The sequence below is a fragment of the Streptomyces yangpuensis genome (genome assembly GCF_024666385.1).
Lineage (GTDB): Bacteria > Actinomycetota > Actinomycetes > Streptomycetales > Streptomycetaceae > Streptomyces > Streptomyces yangpuensis.
In genome coordinates this window covers 6,815,657-6,836,629 of record NZ_CP102514.1, presented here as the reverse complement: position 1 = coordinate 6,836,629, position 20,973 = coordinate 6,815,657, and the positions used below count along the sequence as shown (strand labels likewise).

Here is a 20,973-nt window from a genome sequence, read left to right as displayed (position 1 = left end):
TGCCGCCGGACGGCAGCCGGCCCGACCCGAAGGGAGGAGGGCCATGGACGGCAAGCACGGCAAGGACCGCACGGACGGCAAGGGCGGCGATGACCTGAGCCGGGGGGACGAGGTCTCGTGGAAGAGCCACGGTCACACGGTGGAGGGCAGGGTGAAGAAGAAGATCACGGAGCGCACGCGGGCCGCGGGCCGCAGCGTCGACGCCTCGCCCGAGGAGCCGCAGTACGAGGTGGAGAGCGAGGCGTCCGGCAGGTCGGCCGTGCACAAGCCGGGCGCCCTGCGGAGGAAGCGCGGTTCCGGCTGACGCCCGGTCCCTCGGGGAGGCCCGGGCGGCGATGACCGCCCGCCCCGGCGGTGGTCGACGGTCACGGTGGGCGGGGCGCGGTGTCGCGGTCGGAGGCGGGCCAGACGTACGGCAGGTCGTCCGCGACCTCGGGGAAGTGCGGGCGGTAGAAGTCGGGGTCCTTGCGCACCAGGGCGGACTGGTGGCTGCGGTGGAAGTCGACGGCGCCGAGCCACGGCGGGAGGTCGCCGTCGGCCGCCAGCTGCGGCTGCGTCCTCGGCTCGCCACCACCGGGCAGCCATGCCCGGAAGTCCTGGACCAGGGTGGCGGCGCAGGTGTCGGCGCGTCCCTCGGCCGTCCAGTTCCGGCAGACGTCCAGTCCGTACCGTACGAGGGCCTCCTCGTAGCCCGCCCACATGCGTACGGCCGGATGCCTGCGCCAGCCGTAGCCCGGGACGATCAGCCCGCGCAGCACCTGGAGGGCCTCGACCCGCTGTTTGCCGAGCCGCCGGGCATCGAGCACCGCGGCCGAGTCCTGGAACGACGGGAAGGGAAGGAACGTCTGCACGGAGCCTCCTCGTCGTCTCATCGCCTTCGCGGGTCGGGTCTCACCTCTCGCGGACCACCCGGACGCTCCTGACCTCGGTGTCGACCGCGTCCGGTACCACCATGCCCGCGTCGGCCCCGGAGCGCAGGTACCGCAGGACGTCATCGGCGAGTCGCTCTCCCGGCAGCCCGCCGGGATGCCCAGGGTGGGCGGGGGCGGGGCAGGGGCGGGGGCGGGGGCCTCGGCCTAGCATGGGAGGCATCGCACGTGCGGGTTCGGCCCGGTGGACCCCGGCAGGAGAGGAAGCGGGTTGAATCGATTCGCCCGGCTCGCCACGCGTCTGCTGGCGGCCCCGCTGGGGCTCGTGTGGGTGAAGCCGGCTGGTGAGACCGCGGGGGCGGTGTCGGAGTGCTGGCCGATCGGGACGAGCCCCGATCCGGCCGTAGTGGCCTGCTGTCGGCGGGTCGCGGAGGAGGGACGGCCCCGGTTCCTGCAGCATGCCGCGGACGAGAGCGGGGCCTTCGCCTTCGCCGGGGTCCCCCTGGTGGGCGGCTCCGGCGAGTTGCTGGGGGTCCTCGCGGTCACGGACCACGATCTCCGGGCGTGGGGGGAGGACGACCTGCGGGACCTGTCGGACCTCGCCGCGGCGTGCAGTGCGCAGATGCGGATGCGGATGCGCTCCGCGACGGTCCGCCAGGCGCGCGAGGCCGCGGAGGACGCGGCGCAGGCGGCCGAGGACGCGGCCCAGGCTGCGGAGGACGCGGCCCAGGCTGCGGAGGGCGCGGCGCATGCGGCGGAGGGCGAGGCGGTCCGGGTGCACGCGCTGCTCAACCGCTCCGAACTGCTCCTGCGGGCGTCCGAGGACCTCGCCGACACCAGCGGCCTGGACGACGTCCGCCAGCGGGTCGGGGACCTGGTCAGCGGGGACCTCAAGCCGGCCTGCATCGACCTGGTTCTGGTGCGGCACGGGATGCTCCACCCCGTCGTGAGTCCGCTCGACGGCGAACCGCCCGGGAGCGGGGGCACCGAGCCCTTCGCCCTCGCTTCGGACTGGCCGGTCGCGCGAGCGGTGCGCGAGAACCGGATGATCGTGGTCGACGGGCCGTCGGAGGAGGGCGGCGCCGATGCCGTGGCCCGCCCCCCGGCCACGCCGGCGTTCGCCTCCCTTGGCCTCGTCACCGCCGCCTGTCTGCCCCTGCGCGGTACGCACGGCATCCTCGGGGCCCTGGTCCTGGGGTGGGACGCCGCGTACGGCATCGGCGTGGACGAACGTGCGGTACTGACCACGCTGGCCGGCTACACCGCCCAGGCCGTCGAGCGGGCCCTCCACCTCGACGAGCGCATCACCGTCGCCCGCCGGCTTCAGCTGGCCATGCTCACCGACCTCCCCGACGTACCCGGTCTGGAGCTGTCCGCCCTGTACCGGCCGGCCGCGCAGGACGACATGGTCGGCGGCGACTGGTACGACGCCTACCCCCTGCCGAAGGCACCGGGCACGGCCGCGGGCCCGCCCGGCACGGGCGCGCTCGCGCTCACCGTCGGGGACATCACCGGACACGACATCCGGGCGGCGGCCCTCATGGGCCAGGTACGCAGCATGCTGCGCCAGGCCGACCAGGACCATCCGGGCGATGGTCCGGAGCGTGCCCTCGGCGCGCTCGAACGGGCCTGCCGCCGGCTGGACCTGCCGGCCAGCGGCACCGCTGTGCACGCCCACCTCACTCCGCAGGCCGACGGCCACTGGCACCTGCGGTGGACCAACGCGGGCCATCCGGCCCCCCTCCTGGTCACCGCCGACGGCACGGTGGAGAGCCTCGACCGCCACGACGTACTACTGCACCACTCCCTGCCGCCGGGGCCCCGTACCACCGACAGCCGTTCCCTACCGCCGGGCAGCACCCTACTGCTGTACACGGACGGGTCGGTGGAGGAGCGGGGTGAGGACATCGGGGACAACGTCGACCGGCTCGCCCGCCGACTCGCCGCCGCTCCCCCGGATGTTCCGCTGGACGTGTTGCTCCGGGCTCTCCTGGACGCCGTCGGGCCGCAGGAGGCACTGGACGACGCGGTCCTGTTCGCGGTGCGTGTCGCCACCCGCTGACCCCCGGCGGGGCCGGGCCGCGGCCGCGGCGAGCGGAAGCAGTGCGGTCGCCGCGAGCAGGGCGACGAGGGCGGCGTAGAGATGGGCGGCGACGCGCAGGCCGTACAGCTGCGTGAGGACGCCCGCGCCCACCGCCGGCAGGCTCATCGCCACGTACGAGAGCACGTGGTAGGCGGCCAGGGTCGTGCTCCGGTCCGGCTGCGGGACGGGGGCCAGCACCATGCTGAGCGATCCCCGCGTGACGGCGCCGAAGGCGGCACCGGCCAGCAGGGCCGCGGCGAACACCGCGGGCAGGCTGACCAGGTGCAGGCCGGTCAGGGACAGTGCCACGGCCGCGGGGACGGCGGCGCAGCCGAGGAGGGTGGCGGTGAGGGGGCGCAGGGCGCGTGTGATCCAGACCGTCACGGCCGCCGACAGGCTCAGGGTGAAGAAGACCGTGCCGCCCGCCGCCTGCGGGGCTTCCGGAGCCACGAGGTGGACGAAAGCCGGGCCGAGGGAGGAATAGAAGCCGCCGAGCGCCCAGACCGCGACGACGCCTCCACCGCTGATGAGGAAGGCCCGGCGGGCGGGCGGGGAGACGGCGGCGCGCGGGCGCAGCGAGCGCCACGCTCCGGGGTGGGGGCGGGTCGTCTCGGGCGAGAGGGCGACGGCTGCGGCCTCCAGGAGGAAGACGACCATCAAGGTGAGGTACACGGTGACGGTCGGTCCGGGGACGTGGTGGACGAGCAGGGTGGCCGCCAGGACTCCGGCCGCCATGCCGGCCGCGGGCGCGATGCTGTTGGTGAGGGCGGAGCGGGCGGTGCGTCCCGGTGGGTCGAGGTCGACGAGGGCGGCGCCGGCCGCGCCGGTCGCGGCGCCGGTCGCGAGTCCTTGCAGTACGCGGGCCGCGATGAGGGCGTCCGCGCCGTCGGCGGTCGCGAGGGCCGCCATCGCGGCCGCTTCCAGGGCGAGCGCGCCGAGGAGGACGGGGCGCCGTCCGAGGTGGCCGGACAGGGCGCCGGTGGTGAGCAGCGCGGCCAGGAGGGCCAGGGCGTAGGCGCTGAAGACCACCGTCACGGTCAGGGCAGACAGCCCCCATCGGTCCTGGTAGACGGGGTAGAGGGGGGTGGGTGCGCTGGAGGCGGCCAACAGCGCGATCAGGACGCAGGTGTGGAGGGCGAACGGCAGGCGTCTCCCCGACGGTGACATCGACAGCTCCTCACTTAAAGCAAATACTTAGCTTTAAGTACGGTATCCCGCGTCGCGCGACTAAAGCAAACCATTCGCTTTTGGTGCGGGTGCAGGCCCTCGTGAAGCAAGAACTTTGCTTTAAGCTGCTGGCATGAGCCGCAAACCGATGGTCCGCCCAGGCGGCCGCAGCGCCCGCGTCCAGGAGGCGGTCCACACCGCGGTACGCGAACTCCAGGAGGAGGTGGGCCGGTCGGAGCTGACGGTGCCGCTGGTGGCGACCCGCGCGGGCGTCACCCCGTCGACCATCTACCGGCGCTGGGGCGACCTGCAGGAGCTCCTGTCGGACGTCGCCGTGGAGCACCTGCGGCCGGACACGCCACCGCCGAGCCGCGGCCACCTGTCGGCGGACCTGCGCGGCTGGGCCGAGCAGTTCATCGAGGAGATGTCCTCCCCGGTCGGCCGCACCTACATCCGCGACGCCCTGCTCGGCCATCCCGACGGCGACAACGCGGCGCGCTGCTCGGCGTACGCGGCGGAGCAGATCGAGGTCATGCTCGCCCGGGCGGCGGAGCGCGGCGAGGACGCTCCCGACGTCGAGACGGTCCTCGACCGGGTCGTGGCGCCCATGATGTACCGGATCCTCTTCCGCCCCGGCGACCTCACCGCGCCCTACGCGCACCGGCTCGTACGGGAGTTGCTGGAGGGCCCCGGAACCCGCTGACCGCCGGTCCCCGGCCGGGGCCGGGGGGACCGGGCCGGGGCCGGGGACCGGGCCGGGGCCGCTTCACACTCCGGCGGAGGCGGGGGCCGCGGCTCGGCCGGGAACGGGTTCGAGGCGGTATGTGTCCCCGTCGGCGACCACGCGGCCGGCGGTCGGCGGGGGGAAGTGCGTGCCGAGGAGGAGCGCGTCCGTACCGGCGAGCGAGGCGAGCAGCGCGCGGCGGGTCGCCTCGGCGCGCTCGGGGTCGATGTCGACGCAGCTGCCGATCTCGGGATGCGCCAGCTGTACGGGGTGGTGGACGCAGTCCCCGGTGATCAGGGCCGCGGCACCGCCGCTGGTCACCCGTACGGCGATGTGGCCGGGCGTATGCCCCGGAGCCGGTACCAGTTCCAGACCCGCGGCCACGGTCACACCCCCGGCCGGCACGTCCACCACGTCGAGCAGTCCCGCCTCCTCGACCGGGTGCACCGAGTCGCGGAACATGGCCGCGCGCGCCTCGTCCATGGCGTAGGCGGCCCAGAAGTCGTACTCCGCCTTCGACGTGAGGTAGCGGGCATGGGGGAAGGTCGGGACCCACATGCCGTCGACTTCACGCGTGTTCCAGCCGACGTGGTCGGTGTGCAGGTGGGTCAGCAGTACCAGGTCGACCGCTTCCGGCGGGAATCCCGCGCGGGCGAGACGTTCGAGGTAGTCGGTGCGCAGGTCGTGCCACGCCGGGTTGGCGCGCGTCTTGCCGTTGCCGATGCCGGTGTCGACGACGACGCGCAGCCCGTCCACGACCATCGCGAAGCTGTGACTGTCCAGCCGCAGGACGCCGTCCCGGTCCGCGAAGTCGGGCCGCAGCCAGTCCTGTTCGGAGACGACCTCGGCAGTGGCGGCCGGCAGCAGCCACGGGCCGGTCTGCGGCGGCAGGGGGATCTCGTCTATGCGCCGGACGACGACTGAACCGACCGCCCAGGAGGGGGCGTCGGCGGGCGGTGCTGTGGGCACGGGGAGGCCTTCCTTCGTCGGCGGAGGGCAAGCGGGCCCACCTAAACGCGATTGGTTTGCTTTTAGGTACGCTAGGTCCTGCCGTCAGCTAACGCAACCTGTCAGCTTTTAGCGGGCGAGGGTCGGCGCCCGACCGCCGCGCCCCCTCTGCCCCTCCCCCTTCCCTTCTCCCCCTCCCTCTCGGCCCGTTCAGGAAGGACGTCCATGTCCACCGACGAACTCACCCCCTCCGAGGCGGCCCGCTGGGCCGCACGCTCCGGTCTCCCCCTGGCGCCGGAGCGCCACACGGCGGTGGCAGCCACCGCCGATCACATCCACTCCGTCGTATCCGTCCTGCGGGAACTGGACTTCGGGGACACACCGCCGTCCGCCGCGTACCGCGCGGGAGGGGAGCAGCACGATGCAGCCGTATGAACTGACGCTGACCGACGCCTCCGAGGCGATACGGACCGGTCGCTTGTCGCCGGTCGGGCTGGTGGACTCGGTGTTGGAGCGCATCGAGCAGGTGCAGCCGCGCCTGGGTGCCTACGTCTCGGTGACTGCGGACCGTGCGCGGCACACGGCACGGCGCGCGGCGGAGGAGATCGCCGCCGCCGGGACCAGGGGCCCCCTCCACGGGATTCCGGCCGCCCTGAAGGATCTGATCGACGTGGCCGGGACGGCCACCTCGGCGAGCTCGCGGGTACGCGAGGGGCACCGGGCGCCGGGCGACAGCACGGTCGCCGCGCGGCTCTCCGCGGCCGGGGCGGTGTTCGTCGGCAAGACCCACACGCACGAGTTCGCCTACGGGCTGACCACCCCTCAGACCGCCAACGCCTGGGACCGCGGCCGGGTCGCCGGCGGCTCCAGTGGTGGTTCGGCCGTGGCCGTGGCCGCGCGGGCGGCCACGTTCGCGCTGGGCACCGACACCGGGGGGTCGATCCGGGTGCCCGCCGCGCTGAACGGCGTGGTCGGCCTGAAGCCCACGTACGGACTGGTCCCCCGGCACGGCGTGACCTCGCTGTCCTGGTCGCTCGACCACGTCGGGCCCATCACCCGGACCGTGGAGGACGCCGCTCTGGTCCTGGCGGCGCTGGTCGGCCATGACCCTCGCGACCCGGCCTCGGTGGCCGCTCCACCGGTCGACCACCGGCCGGGCCCCGGCACGGACCTGACGGGACTCCGGGTCGGCGTGCCGGGCAACTACTACTTCGACCACGTACACCCCGACGTCGAGGCCTCGGTGCGGCGGGCGATCGCCCGGCTGGCGGAGCTCGGCGCGCGGCTGGTCGACGTCGAGATCCCGATGACGCGTTACATCCGGCCGACCCACTGGGGGCTGATGGTGCCGGAGGCGTCGGCCTACCACGAGCGGACGCTGCGCGCCGTGCCCGAGCTGTACTCGGCGGACGTACGCGTCCTGCTGGAGGCGGGGGAGCTGATGACCGCCGGGGACCACCTGCGCGCGCAGCGCGCCCGCACGCTCCTGCGGCAGGCGTGGCTGGACATGATGGACACGGTCGACGTGATCGCCGCGCCCACCGTGCCCATCACCGCCGTGGCCGCCGGTCAGACCGCCGTGACCTGGCACGACGGCACGGTGGAAAGCGTCTCCGACGCCTACGTACGGCTGTCGGCCCCGGCCAACGTCACGGGGGTCCCGGCACTGACCGTTCCCGTCGGCCTGGACCCGCAGGGCCTGCCGATCGGCATGCAGCTCATGGGGAGGCCGTTCGGCGAGGCCGCGGTGCTGCGTGCGGGCCACGCGTACGAACGGACCGGCACCGCCCGCGGCCTGACACCCGCGGCGTAGGCCGGGCTCGTGTCAGGCGAGCTCGACGGTGACGACGCCGTACACGACGAAGGCGGCGGCCGAGAGCACGATCAGCCCGAGCCGGACGGCCGAGAGCCACAGGGCGAGGGCGCGCGAACGCCCGGTCCCGGCCCGCGAGCGGAGGACCGCCGTCCCGCCGAGTGACGCGACCAGCCCGAGCGCGGCCAGGAAGAAGGCCACGGCCCTGGGCGACGTGGGCCCGGCGGCGGGACCGTAGTCCTCCGTGATCCCGGGCAGCAGCAGCCCCACGGCACACAGCACGAGGGCCGTCAGAACCGTGGCGAGGAAGTCGAAGGCGAGGGCAACGGCCCAGCCGACGGGCAGCCGCCGGGAGGCGTGCGGCATCGGCGCCACCGGGCGGCTCCCGTCGGTGGGGCGGCTTCCGGCCCGGCTCACCGCGGTGTCCTGGAGCCGGGAGCACCGGGTGCCTTCGGAACCCGGTCGGGGGCAGCAGCGGCCTCGGCCGGGTCCGGCGCGCGCATGGTCACCCGCCGGCCGCCCTCACCCGTGTCCCCGTTGCCCCCTCCTCGTCGGCGCCGCAGGCACTGAGCGCGCCCGCTGCCAGGACGGTCGCCGGCACGGCTCGTACGGACACGGTCACCCTCATTGCGCTCCTGACGGACGGATCACGGCGATCCGGGTTCGGAGGAGCAACGTACCGCTCCGACCGAGCAGTTCATCCGGGAGAACGGACAAGGAGGGACACATTCCACGCCCCCGTGACGCACTTCACGCCCCGGCCCGGATTCACCTGCGCCACGCAGGGTGGCGTGCCACGGGACAGGCGTGCTGCGCCGCGTCTACGGTGGGGTCATGAGGCTGCTGCTGACCTCCGACACGCACGTGCCCGCGCGGGCCGAACGCCTGCCCGAGGAGCTGTTGGGGGCCGTCGGCGAGGCGGATGTGGTGATCCATGCCGGGGACTGGACCGACGAGGCCACCCTCGACCTGCTCCAGGCGCGGGCGCGGCGGCTGATCGCCGTGTACGGCAACAACGACGGGCCCGCGCTGCGCCGCCGGCTGCCCGAGATCGCCCACGCCGAACTGGGCGGGCTGCGGTTCGCGGTCGTCCACGAGACCGGACCGGCCGCAGGACGTGAGAAGCGCTGCGCCGCCCGCTTCCCCGACACGGACGTCCTGGTCTTCGGCCACAGCCACATCCCCTGGGACTCCACGGCCGCGACCGGGCTGCGGCTGCTCAACCCCGGCTCCCCCACCGACCGCAGGCGTCAGCCCCACCACACCTGGCTGACCCTCACCGTCGCGGACGGCGCCCTGAGCGATGTCGTCCTGCACCGGCTGACCGTGTGACCCCGGCGGGTCCCACCCCGCCTGTCACTCGGTGCCGTTCCGGATGCTGCCCCGGTCCGCGCTCCCAGGGCCCTGGCCGGGCCCGCCCGGCTTCGGGCGGGCGTGGTGCACGGAGTCCAGGAGGGCCAGGTCGGCCGGCGAGAGCCGCAGGGAGCCGGCGGCCACGTTGGCGGCGAGGTGCGCCGGGTCGCCCGTGCCCGGGATCGCCAGGACGTGCGGTCCCCGCTGCAGCGTCCAGGCCAGCCGGACCTGCGCCGCGCTCGCCCCGTGCGCCCGGGCGACCTCCAGCACCTCGGCGCTGTCGTCGCCGCCGGCCCCGGCCTGCCGTCCGGTGCCGGCGATCGAGTAGAACGGCACGAACGCGACGCCCTGCTCGCCGCACGTCCGCAGGAACTCGTCCTGCTCGGGCTGTACGCCGATCCCGTACATGTTCTGCACGCACACCACCGGTGCGATGGCCCTGGCCTCGGCCAGGTGGTGGGGGCGGACGTTCGACAGGCCCAGGTGGCGGACGAGGCCGGCCTCCCGGAGCTCCGCCAGCGCGCCGAAGCGTTCGGCGATCGAATCGGTGCCGACGATCCGCAGGTTCACCACGTCGAGGTGGTCGCGGCCCAGCTGACGGAGGTTCTCCTCCACCTGGCCGCGCAGTTGTTCGGGCCGGGCGTGGGGCAGCCATTCACCCGAGAGGTCGCGGCCGGGCCCGACCTTGGTGGCGATCACCAGGTCCTCGGGGTACGGAGCCAGGGCGCGGTTGATCAGCTCGTTGGCGGAGCGCAGCGGGGAGAAGTAGAACGCCGCGGTGTCGATGTGGTTCACGCCGAGGTCCACGGCGCGGCGCAGTACGTCGATCGCCCGGCCGCGGTCGCGCGGGACGGCATCGCCGATGAGGGCCTCGCCGCTCTGGGGCAGGCGCATCGCGCCGAAACCGATCCGGTTGACCGTGCGGTCGCCGAGCTTCCAGGTGCCCGCCGCTGTGTTCGTCTGTGAGGTCATGCACGGGATGATCGGTGCCGGGTAGGCTGCCGGCCCAGCGATTAAGGCATGTGTGAATCCTCGGGGTAGGCAGGCGGGCAGGCGGGGGTGGGCGGCCGATGCGGGCGGAACTGGCGTTCTCGGTGGGCGATCTGGCGCGGATGCGCTTCGTGGTCTCCCCCATGTGGGAGGTCGGGCCGAGCATGCGTCTGCTCCGGTCGGGCCGCGAACACCCCGTGCACCGCGCGTGGACGGCGCAGGTGCGGCCGCGGCTGACGGCCACCGGTCTCGACCGCGGGCTGCTCGCCGCACTGGTGCCGCCCTCGGGGTACGTTCCCGACTTCCTCAATCCGGCGCCCGCCGGGCCCACCCCCACGCTGGAGGAGGAGCTCGCCGCGATCCGGGCCACGCCCGCCGACCGGGTCCGCGGGGAGCTCGACCGGCTGGGTGCCGAGCAGGGGCGTCCCGGCCCGGCGCTCCGCGGCCTGTACGACGACGTACCCCGCCATCTGGAGCGGCTGGTGGAGGAGATCCGGGCCTACTGGGAGGTGGCTCTGGCCCCCTACTGGGTGCGGATCAGGGCGGTGCTCGACGCCGACGTCTTCCACCGGGCGCGGCAGGTCGCCGAGCACGGCGCGGGCCACCTCTTCAACGAGCTCCACGCCTCGGTGAGCTGGGACGACAGCGCCCTGCAGCTGTCCGACCGGAGCAGACCGCTGTCGCGGAGGGCGGCCGGCACCGGTCTGCTGCTGATTCCCTCGGTGTTCACCGGGCCGGTCCCGTTCACCCGCGTGGCACCACCTGATCCGCCGGGTCTGGCCTATCCCGCCCGCGGTATCGGTGCGCTGTGGGAGCCCCGGCCGGCCTCCTCGGGCGGCGCCCTGGCCGCCGTCCTCGGCCGCTCGCGGTCCCTGCTGCTGGCCGAGCTGCATTCCCCGGCCGCCACGACCGAACTCGCGCGCCGTACGGGGCTGTCGGCGGCCGGGGTGTCCCAGTGCCTCACGGCGCTGCGCGACGCGGGGCTGGTCAGCGCACACCGGGCCGGGCGCTTCGTGCTGTACGCCCGTACGTCCGTGGCCGAGGCGCTCCTCGACGCCGCCGACGCCGCGGCCACGGGTGAGGGGTGACGGGTGACGGGTGACGGGTGAGGGTGGTCAGGGCGATGGGTGACGGGCGCCGTTGGTGTCGCCCACGAATACCGGCCGGTCGAGGTGGCCGGCTTTCATGGAATCCACCGAACCGTGCTTGACCTAGGAAGGCGCGGCAACGTAACTTCGACGGCACCCGCTCATGATCTGCTGGAAGGAGGCGAAATCCGGATGTCGACCGTCTCCGCGCTGATTCGCCTCGCACACCAGATCGCCTGGGCTCCGGGTCGCGTAGCACACGGCTGCTGAGCAGCGCCTTCGTCGGCGTGCCCGTGTGCGGCCCCGGCACCTTCTCTCATCTATGTCACCGCCTACGGCACGTCGTCGCGTGCCGATGCGTCGCGCTGCGGTATTCCGTATGCCGGGCTGCGACCACCGGAAGAGAAAGCTCCTGAAAATGGCGACTTGGACAGTCCGATCGACCGTGCGCCGAAACGGGGACGTGCCGTGGTAGCGGCGCGGATCACGGTCAACGGGAAAGAAACACCGATTTCACCGGCGGCACCCCACACCACGGTGCTCGATTTCCTCCGCGAGCGGGGCCTGACCGGGACCAAGGAGGGCTGCGCCGAGGGAGAATGCGGTGCCTGTTCGGTCCTGGTGGCGCGTCCCGGGGTGAAGAAGCCCACCGACTGGGTGGCCGTCAACGCCTGCCTGGTGCCGGTCGCGGCGCTCGACGGCCAGGAGGTCGTCACCTCCGAGGGCCTCGCCACCGCCGACGCATCCGGTGCGCCGGCCGTGCTGCACCCCGTACAGCAGGAGATGGCCGTCCGCGGCGGCTCCCAATGCGGCTACTGCACACCGGGGTTCATCTGCAGCATGGCCTCCGAGTACTACCGTCCCGACCGGTGCGCGCACAGCGACCGGGCCCAACCGGTCGAACCGGCCGACGGAACGGGTCAGGACGGCGGCTCCGAGCACGGCCCGAGCGACTCCGAGCACGGTCCGAACGGCTTCGACCTGCACGCGCTGAGCGGGAACCTGTGCCGCTGCACCGGCTACCGTCCGATCCGCGACGCCGCGTTCGCCGTCGGCATGCCCGCCCAGGACGACCCCCTGGCGCGCCGTCGCGAGCAGGCCCCGCCCGAACCGGTCGCCACCGCATACGTCCGGGACGACGGCGCGTTCCTGCGGCCGGGCACCCTGGCCGACGCCGTCCGGCTGCTGCGGGAGCGGCCCGGTGCGACGGTCGTCGCCGGGAGCACCGACTGGGGCGTCGAGGTCAACATCCGTTCCCGTCGAGCGGATTGCGTGATCGCCGTCGACCGGCTGCCGGAACTGCGGGAGCTGCACGTCGGATCCGAGCGCATCGAGATCGGTGCGGCGCTGACCCTCACGGAGATCGAGCGGCGCCTCGACGGTGAAGTCCCCCTGCTGGCGGAGCTGTTCCCGCAGTTCGCCTCCCGGCTGATCCGCAACAGTGCCACCCTCGGCGGCAACCTGGGTACCGGCTCCCCCATCGGCGACAGTCCGCCCGTGCTGCTCGCGCTGGAGGCGTCGTTGGTGCTCACCGGCGCCGACGGCGAGCGCGAGGTCCCCCTCGGCGACTACTTCACCGGCTACCGGCAGAGCGTGCGGCGCCCCGGCGAGCTGATCCGCGCGGTGCGCATTCCCCGGCCGCTGGCGCCCGTGACGGCCTTCCACAAGATCGCCAAGCGGCGCTTCGACGACATCTCCAGCGTCGCGGTCGCCTTCGCCCTCGACATCGAGGACGGGACCGTCCGCACGGCGCGCATCGGCCTGGGCGGCGTCGCCGCGACCCCGGTCCGCGCCCTGGCCACCGAGGCCGCCCTGGAAGGCAGGCCCTGGACGGCGGAGAGCGTCGAGGCCGCCGCCCGGGTGCTCAGCACCGAGGGCACGCCGATGGACGATCACCGCGCGAGCGCCGGGTACCGCTCCGCGATGCTCAAGCAGAGCCTGCTGAAGCTGTACGCGCGAACCACCGAGGCGGTGTCGTCATGAGCCATCTGTCCCAGCGTCCCGAGAAGCCCGTGGTCGGTCTTCCGCTGCCGCACGAGAGCGCCGGCCTGCACGTCACCGGCGCCGCCCTCTACACCGACGACCTGGTCCACCGCACCAAGGACGTGCTGCACGCGTACCCGGTCCAGGTCATGAAGGCCCACGGCGCGATCACCGCGCTGCGCACCGGGCCCGCCCTCGCCGTGCCCGGTGTGGTCCGCGTACTGACCGGTGCCGATGTGCCCGGCGTCAACGACGCCGGGATGAAGCACGACGAACCGCTGTTCCCCGACACCGTCATGTTCCACGGGCATGCCGTCGCCTGGGTGCTCGGTGAGACCCTGGAGGCGGCCCGGCTCGGGGCGGCGGCCGTCGAGGTGGAGCTGGACGAGAAGCCCTCCGTGATCACGCTGCGGGAGGCGATGGCGGCCGGGAGCTTCCACGGCGCCCGGCCGGTGATGGTGACCGGCGACGTCGACGCCGGCTTCGAGGACTCCGCCCATGTGTTCACCGGCGAGTTCCACTTCTCCGACCAGGAGCACTTCTATCTCGAGACGCACGCGGCGCTGGCCCACGTCGACGAGAACGGGCAGATGTTCGTCCAGAGCAGCACCCAGCACCCTTCGGAGACGCAGGAGATCGTCGCGCACGTGCTCGGCCTGCACAGCCACGAGGTGACCGTGCAGTGCCTGCGGATGGGCGGCGGCTTCGGTGGCAAGGAGATGCAGCCGCACGGGTTCGCGGCCGTCGCCGCGCTCGGCGCCAGGCTGACCGGCCGGCCCGTCCGGGTCCGGCTCAACCGGACCCAGGACCTGACCATGTCCGGCAAGCGCCACGGCTTCCACGCGGCGTGGCGGATCGGTTTCGACGCCGAGGGCCGCATCCAGGCCCTGGAGGCCACGCTGACCGCGGACGGCGGCTGGAGCCTGGATCTGTCCGAGCCCGTCGTGGCGCGCGCCCTGTGCCACATCGACAACATGTACTGGATTCCCAACGCGCGGGTCACCGGCCGTATCGCCAGGACCAACAAGGTCTCCAACACCGCTTTCCGCGGCTTCGGCGGACCGCAGGGCATGCTGGTGATCGAGGACATCATGGGCCGGTGCGCACCGCTGCTCGGTCTGGATCCCATGGAGCTGCGCGAACGCAACTTCTACCGGCAGGGCCACTCGACCCCGTACGGTCAGCGGGTCCTGCACCCCGAACGGATCTCGGCCGTCTGGCGCGAGGTCCAGGGCGATGCCCGCGTCGCCGACCGCAGGGCGGAGATCGCGGCCTTCAACGCCGCGCATCCGCACACCAAGCGGGCACTCGCGGTCACCGGCATCAAGTTCGGGATCTCCTTCAACCTCACCGCGTTCAACCAGGCCGGCGCGCTGGTGCTGGTCTACAAGGACGGCTCGGTCCTGATCAACCACGGCGGCACCGAGATGGGGCAGGGCCTGCACACCAAGATGCTGCAGGTGGCGGCGACCACGCTGGGCATTCCGCTGCACAAGGTGCGGCTGGCGCCGACCCGCACGGACAAGGTGCCCAACACCTCCGCCACCGCCGCCAGCGCCGGGGCGGACCTCAACGGCGCGGCGGTGAAGAACGCCTGCGAGCAGATCCGCGAGCGGCTGCTCCAGGTCGCCGGCACCCGGCTGGGGGCGAACGCCTCGGACGTGCGCATCGTCGACGGCGTCGCGCGCGTCCTCGGCGGCGAGGAGGTGCTGGCCTGGGACGACCTGGTGCGCACCGCGTACTTCCAGCGGGTCCAGCTGTCGGCCGCCGGTTTCTACCGGACCGAGGGGCTGCACTGGGACGCGAAGATGTTCCAGGGCTCGCCGTTCAAGTACTTCTCCTACGGCGCCGCGGCGGCCGAGGTGGAAGTGGACGGGTTCACCGGGGCGTACCGGATCCGGCGGGTGGACATCGTGCACGATGTCGGCGACAGCCTCTCCCCCATGATCGACGTCGGTCAGGTCGAGGGCGGTTTCGTGCAGGGCGCGGGCTGGCTGACCCTGGAGGACCTGCGGTGGGACGCCGGCGACGGGCCGCACCGCGGCCGGCTGCTGACCCAGGCGGCGAGCACGTACAAGCTGCCGAGCTTCTCGGAGATGCCCGAGGAGTTCAATGTCCGGCTGCTGGAGAACGCCACGGAGGAGGGCGCGGTCTACGGGTCCAAGGCGGTGGGTGAGCCTCCGCTGATGCTGGCCTTCTCGGTACGGGAGGCGCTGAGGCAGGCCGCGGCGGCCTTCGGACCCGAGGGGGTCTGCGTGGAACTGGCCTCCCCGGCCACGCCCGAGGCGGTGTACTGGGCGGTCGAGTCGGCGCGCAGCGGCGGCGCGGTGTATGGCGAACAGCCCCGCGGCGAGCAGGCGGCCTGTGGGCAGGCGGACGGTGAGCCGGCGGACGACGGCGGCGGCGCGGACGGCGATCCGGGGGGCGGCGGCGGCGCGGACGGCGCCGGGGCGAGCGCGCTGAGCCATGCCTGAGATGAGCTGGGTGGCCGCGGTCGCGCGGTTGCGGGCACGCCGGGAACCCGGTGTGCTCGTGACCGTCGCGACCGTGCGCGGCCACGCGCCCCGCCGGGCCGGTGCCAAGCTCGTCGTGGGACGTACCGAGGCCTGGGGGTCGATCGGCGGCGGCAACATCGAGGCCGTCGCCATCGACCGGGCCCGCGAGCTGACCGGCGCGGCCGATCCGGAGCCGGAGCTCATGGAGTTCGCCCTCAACGACAAGGTCACCGGCCGCCACGGCGTGCAGTGCTGCGGCGGAGCCGTCACCGTACTGCTCGAACCGCTGCCGGTGGTCCAGGCCGTGGCGGTCTTCGGCGTCGGACACGTGGGGCTGGAGCTGGCACGCATCCTGGCGCGCCACGAACTGGACCTGCACCTGATCGACAGCCGCCCGGACATGCTCACGGAGGAGCGGCTCGGCGTGCTCGCGGACGCGGTGGCGCACGTCCGGGTGCATCACACCCCGCTGCTGCCGGAGGAGGTCCTCGCGGAACTGCCGTCCGGCGCCCACGTCCTGATCATGACGCATGACCATGCCGAGGACGCGGCGTTGTGCGACGCCGCGTTGCGTACCGCCGGTCTGGGCTCGATCGGTCTCATCGGTTCGTCGGCGAAGTGGGCGCGGTTCCGGCAGCGCCTGGCCACCGAGGGCGGCCATGACGCCGCCGCCATCGAACGGATCAGGACGCCGATCGGGGTCCCGGGGATCGCCGGGAAGGAGCCCGCCACGATCGCGGTGAGCGTGGCGGCCGACCTGCTCCGCAGATTCGAACAGGATGCCGCCGGACCGCACCGGGATGCCGGGCGGAGCGGGGCCGCCGACGGCGCGGACTGATCGGCTCGGGGCGGCCGTCGTACACGACACCGGGAGGGTGCCCGGATCTTCGTCGGTTCTGCCAGTACGGGCGGCCGCCCGGCCCCGTAGAGACTTCCAGGCAGTGGCCGCGGCCGCACCCGGGGACGGGGACGCCGCGGCCGGAGCATGCCGCAACGGGGAGGACATCACGATGAGCGCGCAGCAGCAGTACGACGAAATCGGTGAGGCCTACGAGGGGTTCAAGGCCCTGCCCCTCGAACAGTACGTGGTGGTACCCAGCTTCCTGGCCCTGGTCGGGGACGTGAGCGGCAGGTCGGTCCTCGACCTGGCGTCCGGAACCGGCTTCTACAGCAGGGAGTTCAGGCGGCGGGGTGCGGCGGAGGTGCTGGGCATCGACATTTCCGGTGAAATGATCTCCGTGGCACAGCAGTTGGAGAAGGACGACCCACTGGGTGTGCGCTACGAGGTCGGCGACGTGGCCGATCTGCGAACCATCGAGCAGCCCTTCGACGTGGCCCTGGCGGTCCAGCTGCTCAACTACGCGGAGGACATCGCCACCACGGAGCGGATGTGCCGGGCCCTGCACCGCAGTCTGAAGCCCGGCGGTGAGCTCTTCCTGCTCAACCAGTCGCCCGACTTCCGCTTCGACGGGCCCACCCCGGAGAGGTACGGCTTCCGCAGCGAACTCACCGGCGCGCAGGGCGAGACCGGACCGCAGGTCCGGACCACGGCGCTGCTCGACCCGCCCGTGTCGTTCACCGCCAACCTCCCGCGCCGCGAGGTGTACGAGAAGTGCCTGGGGGCCGCCGGGTTCCGTGAGCTGACCTGGGTGCCGCTGACGGTGTCGGAGGCCGGCGAGCGCGAGTTCGACGCCGACTTCTGGTCGGACTTCCACGCCAACCCGCCGCTCGAGATGCTGCGCTGCCGCGCCTGACGGCATCGCCCGCCGCGCCGGCGGCCCGTTGCCGGGCCGCCGGCGCGGACTCATGCCAGGAGGCATCGCGCGAACGCGCGGGCGGCGCTCAGGTCGTCCGCGTCGGGCCGCTGTTTGTTGATGCCGCCGATCAGCCGGAACGGCGCCCACGTGTCGAACGCGCGGCAGGTGAAGGTGGCTTCGACGGCGCGCCCCCTGCCCGCCAGGAGCCGCACGAGCGGCCGGGTGAACGGCGCGAAGGCGAGCTCCGGCAGGCCGCTCGTCGCGAACACGAAGGCCCGCCCCGGCGAGGGCGGCAGAGCCGCCACGAACCGGAGCAGGTCCGGGTGCATCCGCTGCGCGAAGACACCGGAACCGAAGCCCACCAGGTCGCACCCCGCCACCTCCTCGGCCGTCACCTCCTGCGGCGCGACGACGCGGGCGTCGAGTACCTCGGCCATCGCCCGTGCCACGCGGCGGGTGTTGCCGTGGGATACGGACGTGCACACGAGCAGGGTCTTCATCGGTGTCCCTCCGGTGTCTGTCGTCGCCTCTCCCAGCGTGGACCGAGCGGACCTCCCGGATGTGACAGCCCCCGTACCCGGCGACCGGGTTCCCGGTGCCGCCGGGTCCGCGGCCGGGCCCAGGCGGTGACGGGCGGGGTCGCCCGGAGGCCGGCACTCCCGTCCGCCTGCCGAACGCCGCCGACGGCCCGCACTCCACCACCGGTGGCCGCCGCGGCGGGGCGCAGGGCCAATGCGGTGGACCTTGCGCCTCCCCGCCCGACACGCCGGTCCCGGGGCCCGCACATCGGTACGGTTGACCACAGCCTGTAGTCGTCCACTACACACAGCTACCACGCAAGGAGGCTCCGCATGGGGGACCAGAACGAGGAGATCGCTGCCGACCGGGTTCTTTCCGTAGCGGAAGGAGTCGAGATCAAGCAGCGCATCGCCGCGCAGAGGTCACTCAAACGCTGGCGCTGGATGGGGAATTACGGCGACCCCTTCCAGGCGGCCGCCGTGGCGAATGAAGACCCACCGTGTCTGTCCGGGGAAGTGATGTTCACATTCAACGGCAACCTGGTCCCGGCCTGGATGTTCTACTGACGTCCAGGAGCCGCCCGGCGGGTCGTCACATGAGCCGCCGGGCGGGCTCCGGGGTGCCGGGGGCCGGGCCTTCGATCAGGCATCACCACGCTCGACGAGGACGAGGCCAGGGTGCGCGTCGGCTTCGCACACGGTCGGCGCCGACGGCCTGCACTCATCGGTCCGGCGCCTGGCGTTCGGTCCGCAGGAGCGCTTCTCCCGCCATCTGGGCAGCTGCCTCTCGGTGTTCAGCGCCGAGAACTTCCTGGAGGCGGGCCCACTCGCCGTCGACCCCCGCGACGGCGACGCCCTGCGACAACTCGTCGTGGAGAGGCTCGGATCGACGCGATGCAGTGCTCCGGGGCCCGGTAGCGTCCGTTCCATGACCGCTTTCGACGACCTCGTCCGCCTCTGCCCGCCGCCGCCCGCCGATCCGCCGCGGACGGTGGACTGGGCACGGGCCGAGGAAACCCTCGGCACGGCGCTGCCCGCCGACTACAAGCGGCTCGTCGAGGCGTACGGCGACGGCGTCTTCGACGAAACCGTCTGGCTGCTGGTCCCCGGCTCCGCCTACGCCTCGTGCGACCTGTACGCGGAGAAGGCGGAACGGGAGGAGATCCTGGCCGATCTGTGGGGCATGGGCGAGGAGAGGCCGGCGGCCCTGCTGGAGGAGGGCGCCCGGATCCTGCCGTGGGCGCACGAGGAGGGCACGGGCGCCTTCCTGTACTGGCTGGCACGGCCCGGGCAGCACCCGGACGAGTGGACCGTGCTCTACAACGAGGGGCGCGGGCCGTTGTGGGAGCACCATGACACGCAGTGCGTGGCCTTCCTGCTGGCGGTGCTCACGGGTGCGGCGGAGACGGCGTACTTCGGACATCTCCACGAGGTGCTGCGGCCGGTGGAGCACCGCTTCGAGACGGCGGACGAGACCCTCGGAGCAGCCCGGCGCGAGGCCGTGTGACGGGTCAGGCGTAGCGCTCGACGAGGGCTTCGACGTAGTCCTCCAGCCTGTGGGTCAGGACCTCGGGGGTGAGGTCGACGCGGCCCAGCTCGCGCCAGGGGACGGCGACCTTCTCGGCGTCCGGGGCGAAGGCCAGTGCGTCGAGCAGCCGCCAGTAGAGATGGTCACGGCCGTCGGACAGGGTTCCTCCCGCCGCGGTGTAGCGGTCGGCGAAGCGCAGGCCCGCGGGTACTCCGTGCAGCAGGGCGAGGGCCGTCGAGCAGTGGGCCACGTCCAGGTCGGCCGGGCCCCAGGAGGTCTCCACCCAGTCGACGACACCGCTGATGCGGAGATCACCGCCGGTGCCCGTGAAGAGGACGTTGCCGGGATGGAAGTCCCGGTGCAGGAAGCAGCCCCGATGGGCCGGGGGGTCCCGGCGGATCACGTCGATCGCCCGCCGCCAGAGCTCGGGCCGCGCGGTGGTGGCGGGCGGGGTCACCCGCTCGGGAGAGGTCCAGGGCTGGTAGGGGCGGGGCCGTTGCGGCGCCGTCACGGGCAGCCGATGGATGTTCACCAGCTGTCCGGCGAGCAGTTCGGCGCGGTCGGAGGCGTCCCGGTCGCCGGCGTCCCCGTCGCCCAGCCGCACGGTCCCCGGCAGCAGGGACATCAGCAGGGAGGGGTGGTCGCAGTGCTCCGCGGTCGCGTCCACCGCCGCGAGCGAGGCGGCGGGTACGTCCGTGTCGTCGAGCAGGCGCAGGACGGCGGCCTCGCGGGTCAGCAGACCCTCGGCGTGCCGGACGTAGAAGGGCTTGACGAAGGACCGCAGGACCAGTGAGCGCGGGCCGCCCGGGCCACTGAGGTCCAGGCGCCGCATCTGCGAGGTCCAGCCGCCGCGCAGCCGTACGACCCGGTCGATGCGTTCCGCCCCGCCCAGCCCCTGCTCCACCCAGGAGCGCGTGGCACTCCACTCCCGGCCGTCCGGTTCCCCACCCATGCCGTTCGTCCCCTCGCCCATGGGGGCAGACTATCCACCGCCGGGCGCCGGTCGCCGACGGCGCCACGGACGGTCGTGGATCCGTCAACAGGACGGCCGGGGAACGCCGTTCGTCAGCCGGCCGTGCAGCACGGGGCCGCCGAGGGTCACCAGGACGAACAGGAACCCGGCGGTGATCAGAGCCGGTTCGGAGAACCACAGTCCGGCGGCCCAGTCCACCAGCAGCGCCACGGCCACCAGCAGCACCTTCGCCGCGACCAGCCCGAGGAACAGTCCCCGGTCGAGCGGGGCCCTGCCGGTGCGGGCAAGGCGGGGGGCGATGAGGCGTCCGGCCACGCTGACGCAGAGCACGATCACGAGTACGCGCAGTGCGTGCTCCCACGCCGGCATGTCCGCGCCGAAGGCCCATACGGCACCCACGGCTGCGCCCGCTGCGGCATATGCGTACAGGACGGACATGGGCTCACCTTTCCCACACCAAAAGCAGACAAATAAACTAATAAGGACAAAACAACTTGCACTCCGAGTGTCATCTTTTCCGGAGCCGCCGTCAAGCCCCCGCCCGGCGTCAGCGACGCGTATGGACTCGGCCGGTCGCCGTCAGGGCCCCGTTACGGAGCGGCTCCGGGCGGCCGGAGCGGGGATAGCTTCCTTGCCGTGCCCCGGACCGCCTCCCCGCATCCGGGGCCTCAGCCGCCACTCGTG

20 protein-coding genes and 1 pseudogene are annotated in these 20,973 nt (G+C 73.2%); 13 read left to right on the top strand and 8 right to left on the bottom strand.

Going from position 1 to position 20,973, the window contains the following annotated elements:
• The first annotated feature begins 43 nt into the window (after positions 1–43).
• A complete protein-coding gene (locus tag NRK68_RS30960; protein ID WP_183064476.1) occupies positions 44–304 on the top strand; it encodes a hypervirulence associated TUDOR domain-containing protein in 261 nt (86 codons plus the stop codon).
• A gap of 61 nt (positions 305–365) precedes the next feature.
• Here the strand turns inward: NRK68_RS30960 and NRK68_RS30955 are convergent, their stop codons facing one another.
• Positions 366–851: an MSMEG_6728 family protein gene (locus NRK68_RS30955; protein ID WP_183064475.1), complete on the bottom strand. Its 486-nt coding sequence runs from the start codon at positions 849–851 to the stop codon at positions 366–368.
• Between the two features lie 289 nt (positions 852–1,140).
• On the opposite strand from NRK68_RS30955, the gene NRK68_RS30950 reads away from it, so the two are divergent.
• Positions 1,141–2,931: a SpoIIE family protein phosphatase gene (locus NRK68_RS30950; RefSeq protein ID WP_257857396.1), complete on the top strand. Its 1,791-nt coding sequence runs from the start codon at positions 1,141–1,143 to the stop codon at positions 2,929–2,931.
• A 327-nt stretch (positions 2,932–3,258) separates the two neighbouring features.
• On the opposite strand, the pseudogene NRK68_RS30945 reads toward NRK68_RS30950, so the two are convergent.
• Positions 3,259–4,119: pseudogene (locus NRK68_RS30945) on the bottom strand (MFS transporter); the annotation flags it as partial.
• 133 nt (positions 4,120–4,252) lie between these two features.
• On the opposite strand from NRK68_RS30945, the gene NRK68_RS30940 reads away from it, so the two are divergent.
• Entirely contained in the window at positions 4,253–4,822 is a 570-nt protein-coding gene (locus NRK68_RS30940; protein ID WP_183064473.1) for a TetR/AcrR family transcriptional regulator, read from the top strand.
• Positions 4,823–4,885: 63 nt separating this feature from the next.
• Here NRK68_RS30940 and NRK68_RS30935 read toward each other — a convergent pair whose 3' ends face one another.
• The gene (locus NRK68_RS30935) at positions 4,886–5,812 is read right to left on the bottom strand and encodes an MBL fold metallo-hydrolase (RefSeq protein ID WP_183064472.1); all 927 of its coding nucleotides are present in this window, start codon (positions 5,810–5,812) and stop codon (positions 4,886–4,888) included.
• 204 nt (positions 5,813–6,016) lie between these two features.
• On the opposite strand from NRK68_RS30935, the gene NRK68_RS30930 reads away from it, so the two are divergent.
• Positions 6,017–6,226: a hypothetical protein gene (locus tag NRK68_RS30930; protein WP_183064471.1), complete on the top strand. Its 210-nt coding sequence runs from the start codon at positions 6,017–6,019 to the stop codon at positions 6,224–6,226.
• On the top strand, positions 6,213–7,604 hold the full coding sequence (locus NRK68_RS30925; protein WP_183064470.1) for an amidase: 1,392 nt from the start codon (positions 6,213–6,215) through the stop codon (positions 7,602–7,604). The genes NRK68_RS30930 and NRK68_RS30925 overlap by 14 nt, the downstream gene beginning before the upstream one ends.
• A 12-nt stretch (positions 7,605–7,616) precedes the next feature.
• On the opposite strand, the gene NRK68_RS30920 is transcribed toward NRK68_RS30925, so the two are convergent.
• Entirely contained in the window at positions 7,617–8,021 is a 405-nt protein-coding gene (locus tag NRK68_RS30920) for a hypothetical protein (RefSeq protein WP_183064469.1), read from the bottom strand.
• Positions 8,022–8,438: 417 nt separating this feature from the next.
• On the opposite strand from NRK68_RS30920, the gene NRK68_RS30915 reads away from it, so the two are divergent.
• Entirely contained in the window at positions 8,439–8,936 is a 498-nt protein-coding gene (locus NRK68_RS30915; RefSeq protein ID WP_183064468.1) for a metallophosphoesterase family protein, read from the top strand.
• 24 nt (positions 8,937–8,960) lie between these two features.
• On the opposite strand, the gene NRK68_RS30910 is transcribed toward NRK68_RS30915, so the two are convergent.
• Positions 8,961–9,929: an oxidoreductase gene (locus NRK68_RS30910; RefSeq protein ID WP_257857395.1), complete on the bottom strand. Its 969-nt coding sequence runs from the start codon at positions 9,927–9,929 to the stop codon at positions 8,961–8,963.
• 98 nt (positions 9,930–10,027) lie between these two features.
• Between NRK68_RS30910 and NRK68_RS30905 the strand changes: the two genes are divergently transcribed.
• From NRK68_RS30905 to NRK68_RS30885, 5 genes are all read left to right on the top strand, one after another.
• Positions 10,028–11,035: an ArsR/SmtB family transcription factor gene (locus NRK68_RS30905; RefSeq protein WP_257857394.1), complete on the top strand. Its 1,008-nt coding sequence runs from the start codon at positions 10,028–10,030 to the stop codon at positions 11,033–11,035.
• Between the two features lie 468 nt (positions 11,036–11,503).
• Entirely contained in the window at positions 11,504–13,018 is a 1,515-nt protein-coding gene (locus tag NRK68_RS30900) for a xanthine dehydrogenase small subunit (protein WP_183064894.1), read from the top strand.
• Positions 13,015–15,492 carry a xanthine dehydrogenase molybdopterin binding subunit gene (gene xdhB / locus NRK68_RS30895; protein ID WP_257857393.1) on the top strand — a complete coding sequence of 826 codons (2,478 nt, stop codon included), beginning with the start codon at positions 13,015–13,017 and terminating at the stop codon, positions 15,490–15,492. The genes NRK68_RS30900 and xdhB overlap by 4 nt, the downstream gene beginning before the upstream one ends.
• Position 15,493: 1 nt before the next feature.
• Positions 15,494–16,351: a xanthine dehydrogenase accessory protein XdhC gene (xdhC, locus tag NRK68_RS30890; protein WP_257857964.1), complete on the top strand. Its 858-nt coding sequence runs from the start codon at positions 15,494–15,496 to the stop codon at positions 16,349–16,351.
• Between the two features lie 172 nt (positions 16,352–16,523).
• Positions 16,524–17,267 (top strand): class I SAM-dependent methyltransferase, encoded by a 744-nt coding sequence (locus tag NRK68_RS30885; RefSeq protein ID WP_257857392.1) that lies wholly within the window; start codon positions 16,524–16,526, stop codon positions 17,265–17,267.
• 50 nt (positions 17,268–17,317) lie between these two features.
• On the opposite strand, the gene NRK68_RS30880 is transcribed toward NRK68_RS30885, so the two are convergent.
• Positions 17,318–17,770 (bottom strand): flavodoxin family protein, encoded by a 453-nt coding sequence (locus NRK68_RS30880; RefSeq protein ID WP_257857391.1) that lies wholly within the window; start codon positions 17,768–17,770, stop codon positions 17,318–17,320.
• A gap of 351 nt (positions 17,771–18,121) precedes the next feature.
• Between NRK68_RS30880 and NRK68_RS30875 the strand changes: the two genes are divergently transcribed.
• Together NRK68_RS30875 and NRK68_RS30870 are read left to right on the top strand one after the other, a co-directional pair.
• On the top strand, positions 18,122–18,355 hold the full coding sequence (locus tag NRK68_RS30875) for a hypothetical protein (protein WP_183064463.1): 234 nt from the start codon (positions 18,122–18,124) through the stop codon (positions 18,353–18,355).
• A gap of 361 nt (positions 18,356–18,716) precedes the next feature.
• On the top strand, positions 18,717–19,295 hold the full coding sequence (locus tag NRK68_RS30870; protein WP_257857390.1) for an SMI1/KNR4 family protein: 579 nt from the start codon (positions 18,717–18,719) through the stop codon (positions 19,293–19,295).
• Positions 19,296–19,299: 4 nt separating this feature from the next.
• On the opposite strand, the gene NRK68_RS30865 is transcribed toward NRK68_RS30870, so the two are convergent.
• Both NRK68_RS30865 and NRK68_RS30860 read right to left on the bottom strand, forming a co-directional pair.
• A complete protein-coding gene (locus NRK68_RS30865) occupies positions 19,300–20,289 on the bottom strand; it encodes a phosphotransferase family protein (RefSeq protein WP_183064462.1) in 990 nt (329 codons plus the stop codon).
• A gap of 63 nt (positions 20,290–20,352) precedes the next feature.
• Positions 20,353–20,727 carry a hypothetical protein gene (locus tag NRK68_RS30860; protein WP_183064461.1) on the bottom strand — a complete coding sequence of 125 codons (375 nt, stop codon included), beginning with the start codon at positions 20,725–20,727 and terminating at the stop codon, positions 20,353–20,355.
• Positions 20,728–20,973: the final 246 nt, after the last annotated feature.

Coding starts and splice junctions, on each gene's coding strand:
- xdhC (WP_257857964.1), top strand. CDS start 15,494: ATGAGCTGGGTGGCCGCGGTCGCGCGGTTGCGGGCACGCCGGGAACCC.
- NRK68_RS30960 (WP_183064476.1), top strand. CDS start 44: ATGGACGGCAAGCACGGCAAGGACCGCACGGACGGCAAGGGCGGCGAT.
- NRK68_RS30885 (WP_257857392.1), top strand. CDS start 16,524: ATGAGCGCGCAGCAGCAGTACGACGAAATCGGTGAGGCCTACGAGGGG.
- NRK68_RS30865 (WP_183064462.1), bottom strand. CDS start 20,289: ATGGGCGAGGGGACGAACGGCATGGGTGGGGAACCGGACGGCCGGGAG.
- NRK68_RS30940 (WP_183064473.1), top strand. CDS start 4,253: ATGAGCCGCAAACCGATGGTCCGCCCAGGCGGCCGCAGCGCCCGCGTC.
- NRK68_RS30915 (WP_183064468.1), top strand. CDS start 8,439: ATGAGGCTGCTGCTGACCTCCGACACGCACGTGCCCGCGCGGGCCGAA.
- xdhB (WP_257857393.1), top strand. CDS start 13,015: ATGAGCCATCTGTCCCAGCGTCCCGAGAAGCCCGTGGTCGGTCTTCCG.
- NRK68_RS30880 (WP_257857391.1), bottom strand. CDS start 17,770: ATGAAGACCCTGCTCGTGTGCACGTCCGTATCCCACGGCAACACCCGC.
- NRK68_RS30905 (WP_257857394.1), top strand. CDS start 10,028: ATGCGGGCGGAACTGGCGTTCTCGGTGGGCGATCTGGCGCGGATGCGC.
- NRK68_RS30875 (WP_183064463.1), top strand. CDS start 18,122: ATGGGGGACCAGAACGAGGAGATCGCTGCCGACCGGGTTCTTTCCGTA.
- NRK68_RS30910 (WP_257857395.1), bottom strand. CDS start 9,929: ATGACCTCACAGACGAACACAGCGGCGGGCACCTGGAAGCTCGGCGAC.
- NRK68_RS30870 (WP_257857390.1), top strand. CDS start 18,717: ATGACCGCTTTCGACGACCTCGTCCGCCTCTGCCCGCCGCCGCCCGCC.
- NRK68_RS30925 (WP_183064470.1), top strand. CDS start 6,213: ATGCAGCCGTATGAACTGACGCTGACCGACGCCTCCGAGGCGATACGG.
- NRK68_RS30860 (WP_183064461.1), bottom strand. CDS start 20,727: ATGTCCGTCCTGTACGCATATGCCGCAGCGGGCGCAGCCGTGGGTGCC.
- NRK68_RS30930 (WP_183064471.1), top strand. CDS start 6,017: ATGTCCACCGACGAACTCACCCCCTCCGAGGCGGCCCGCTGGGCCGCA.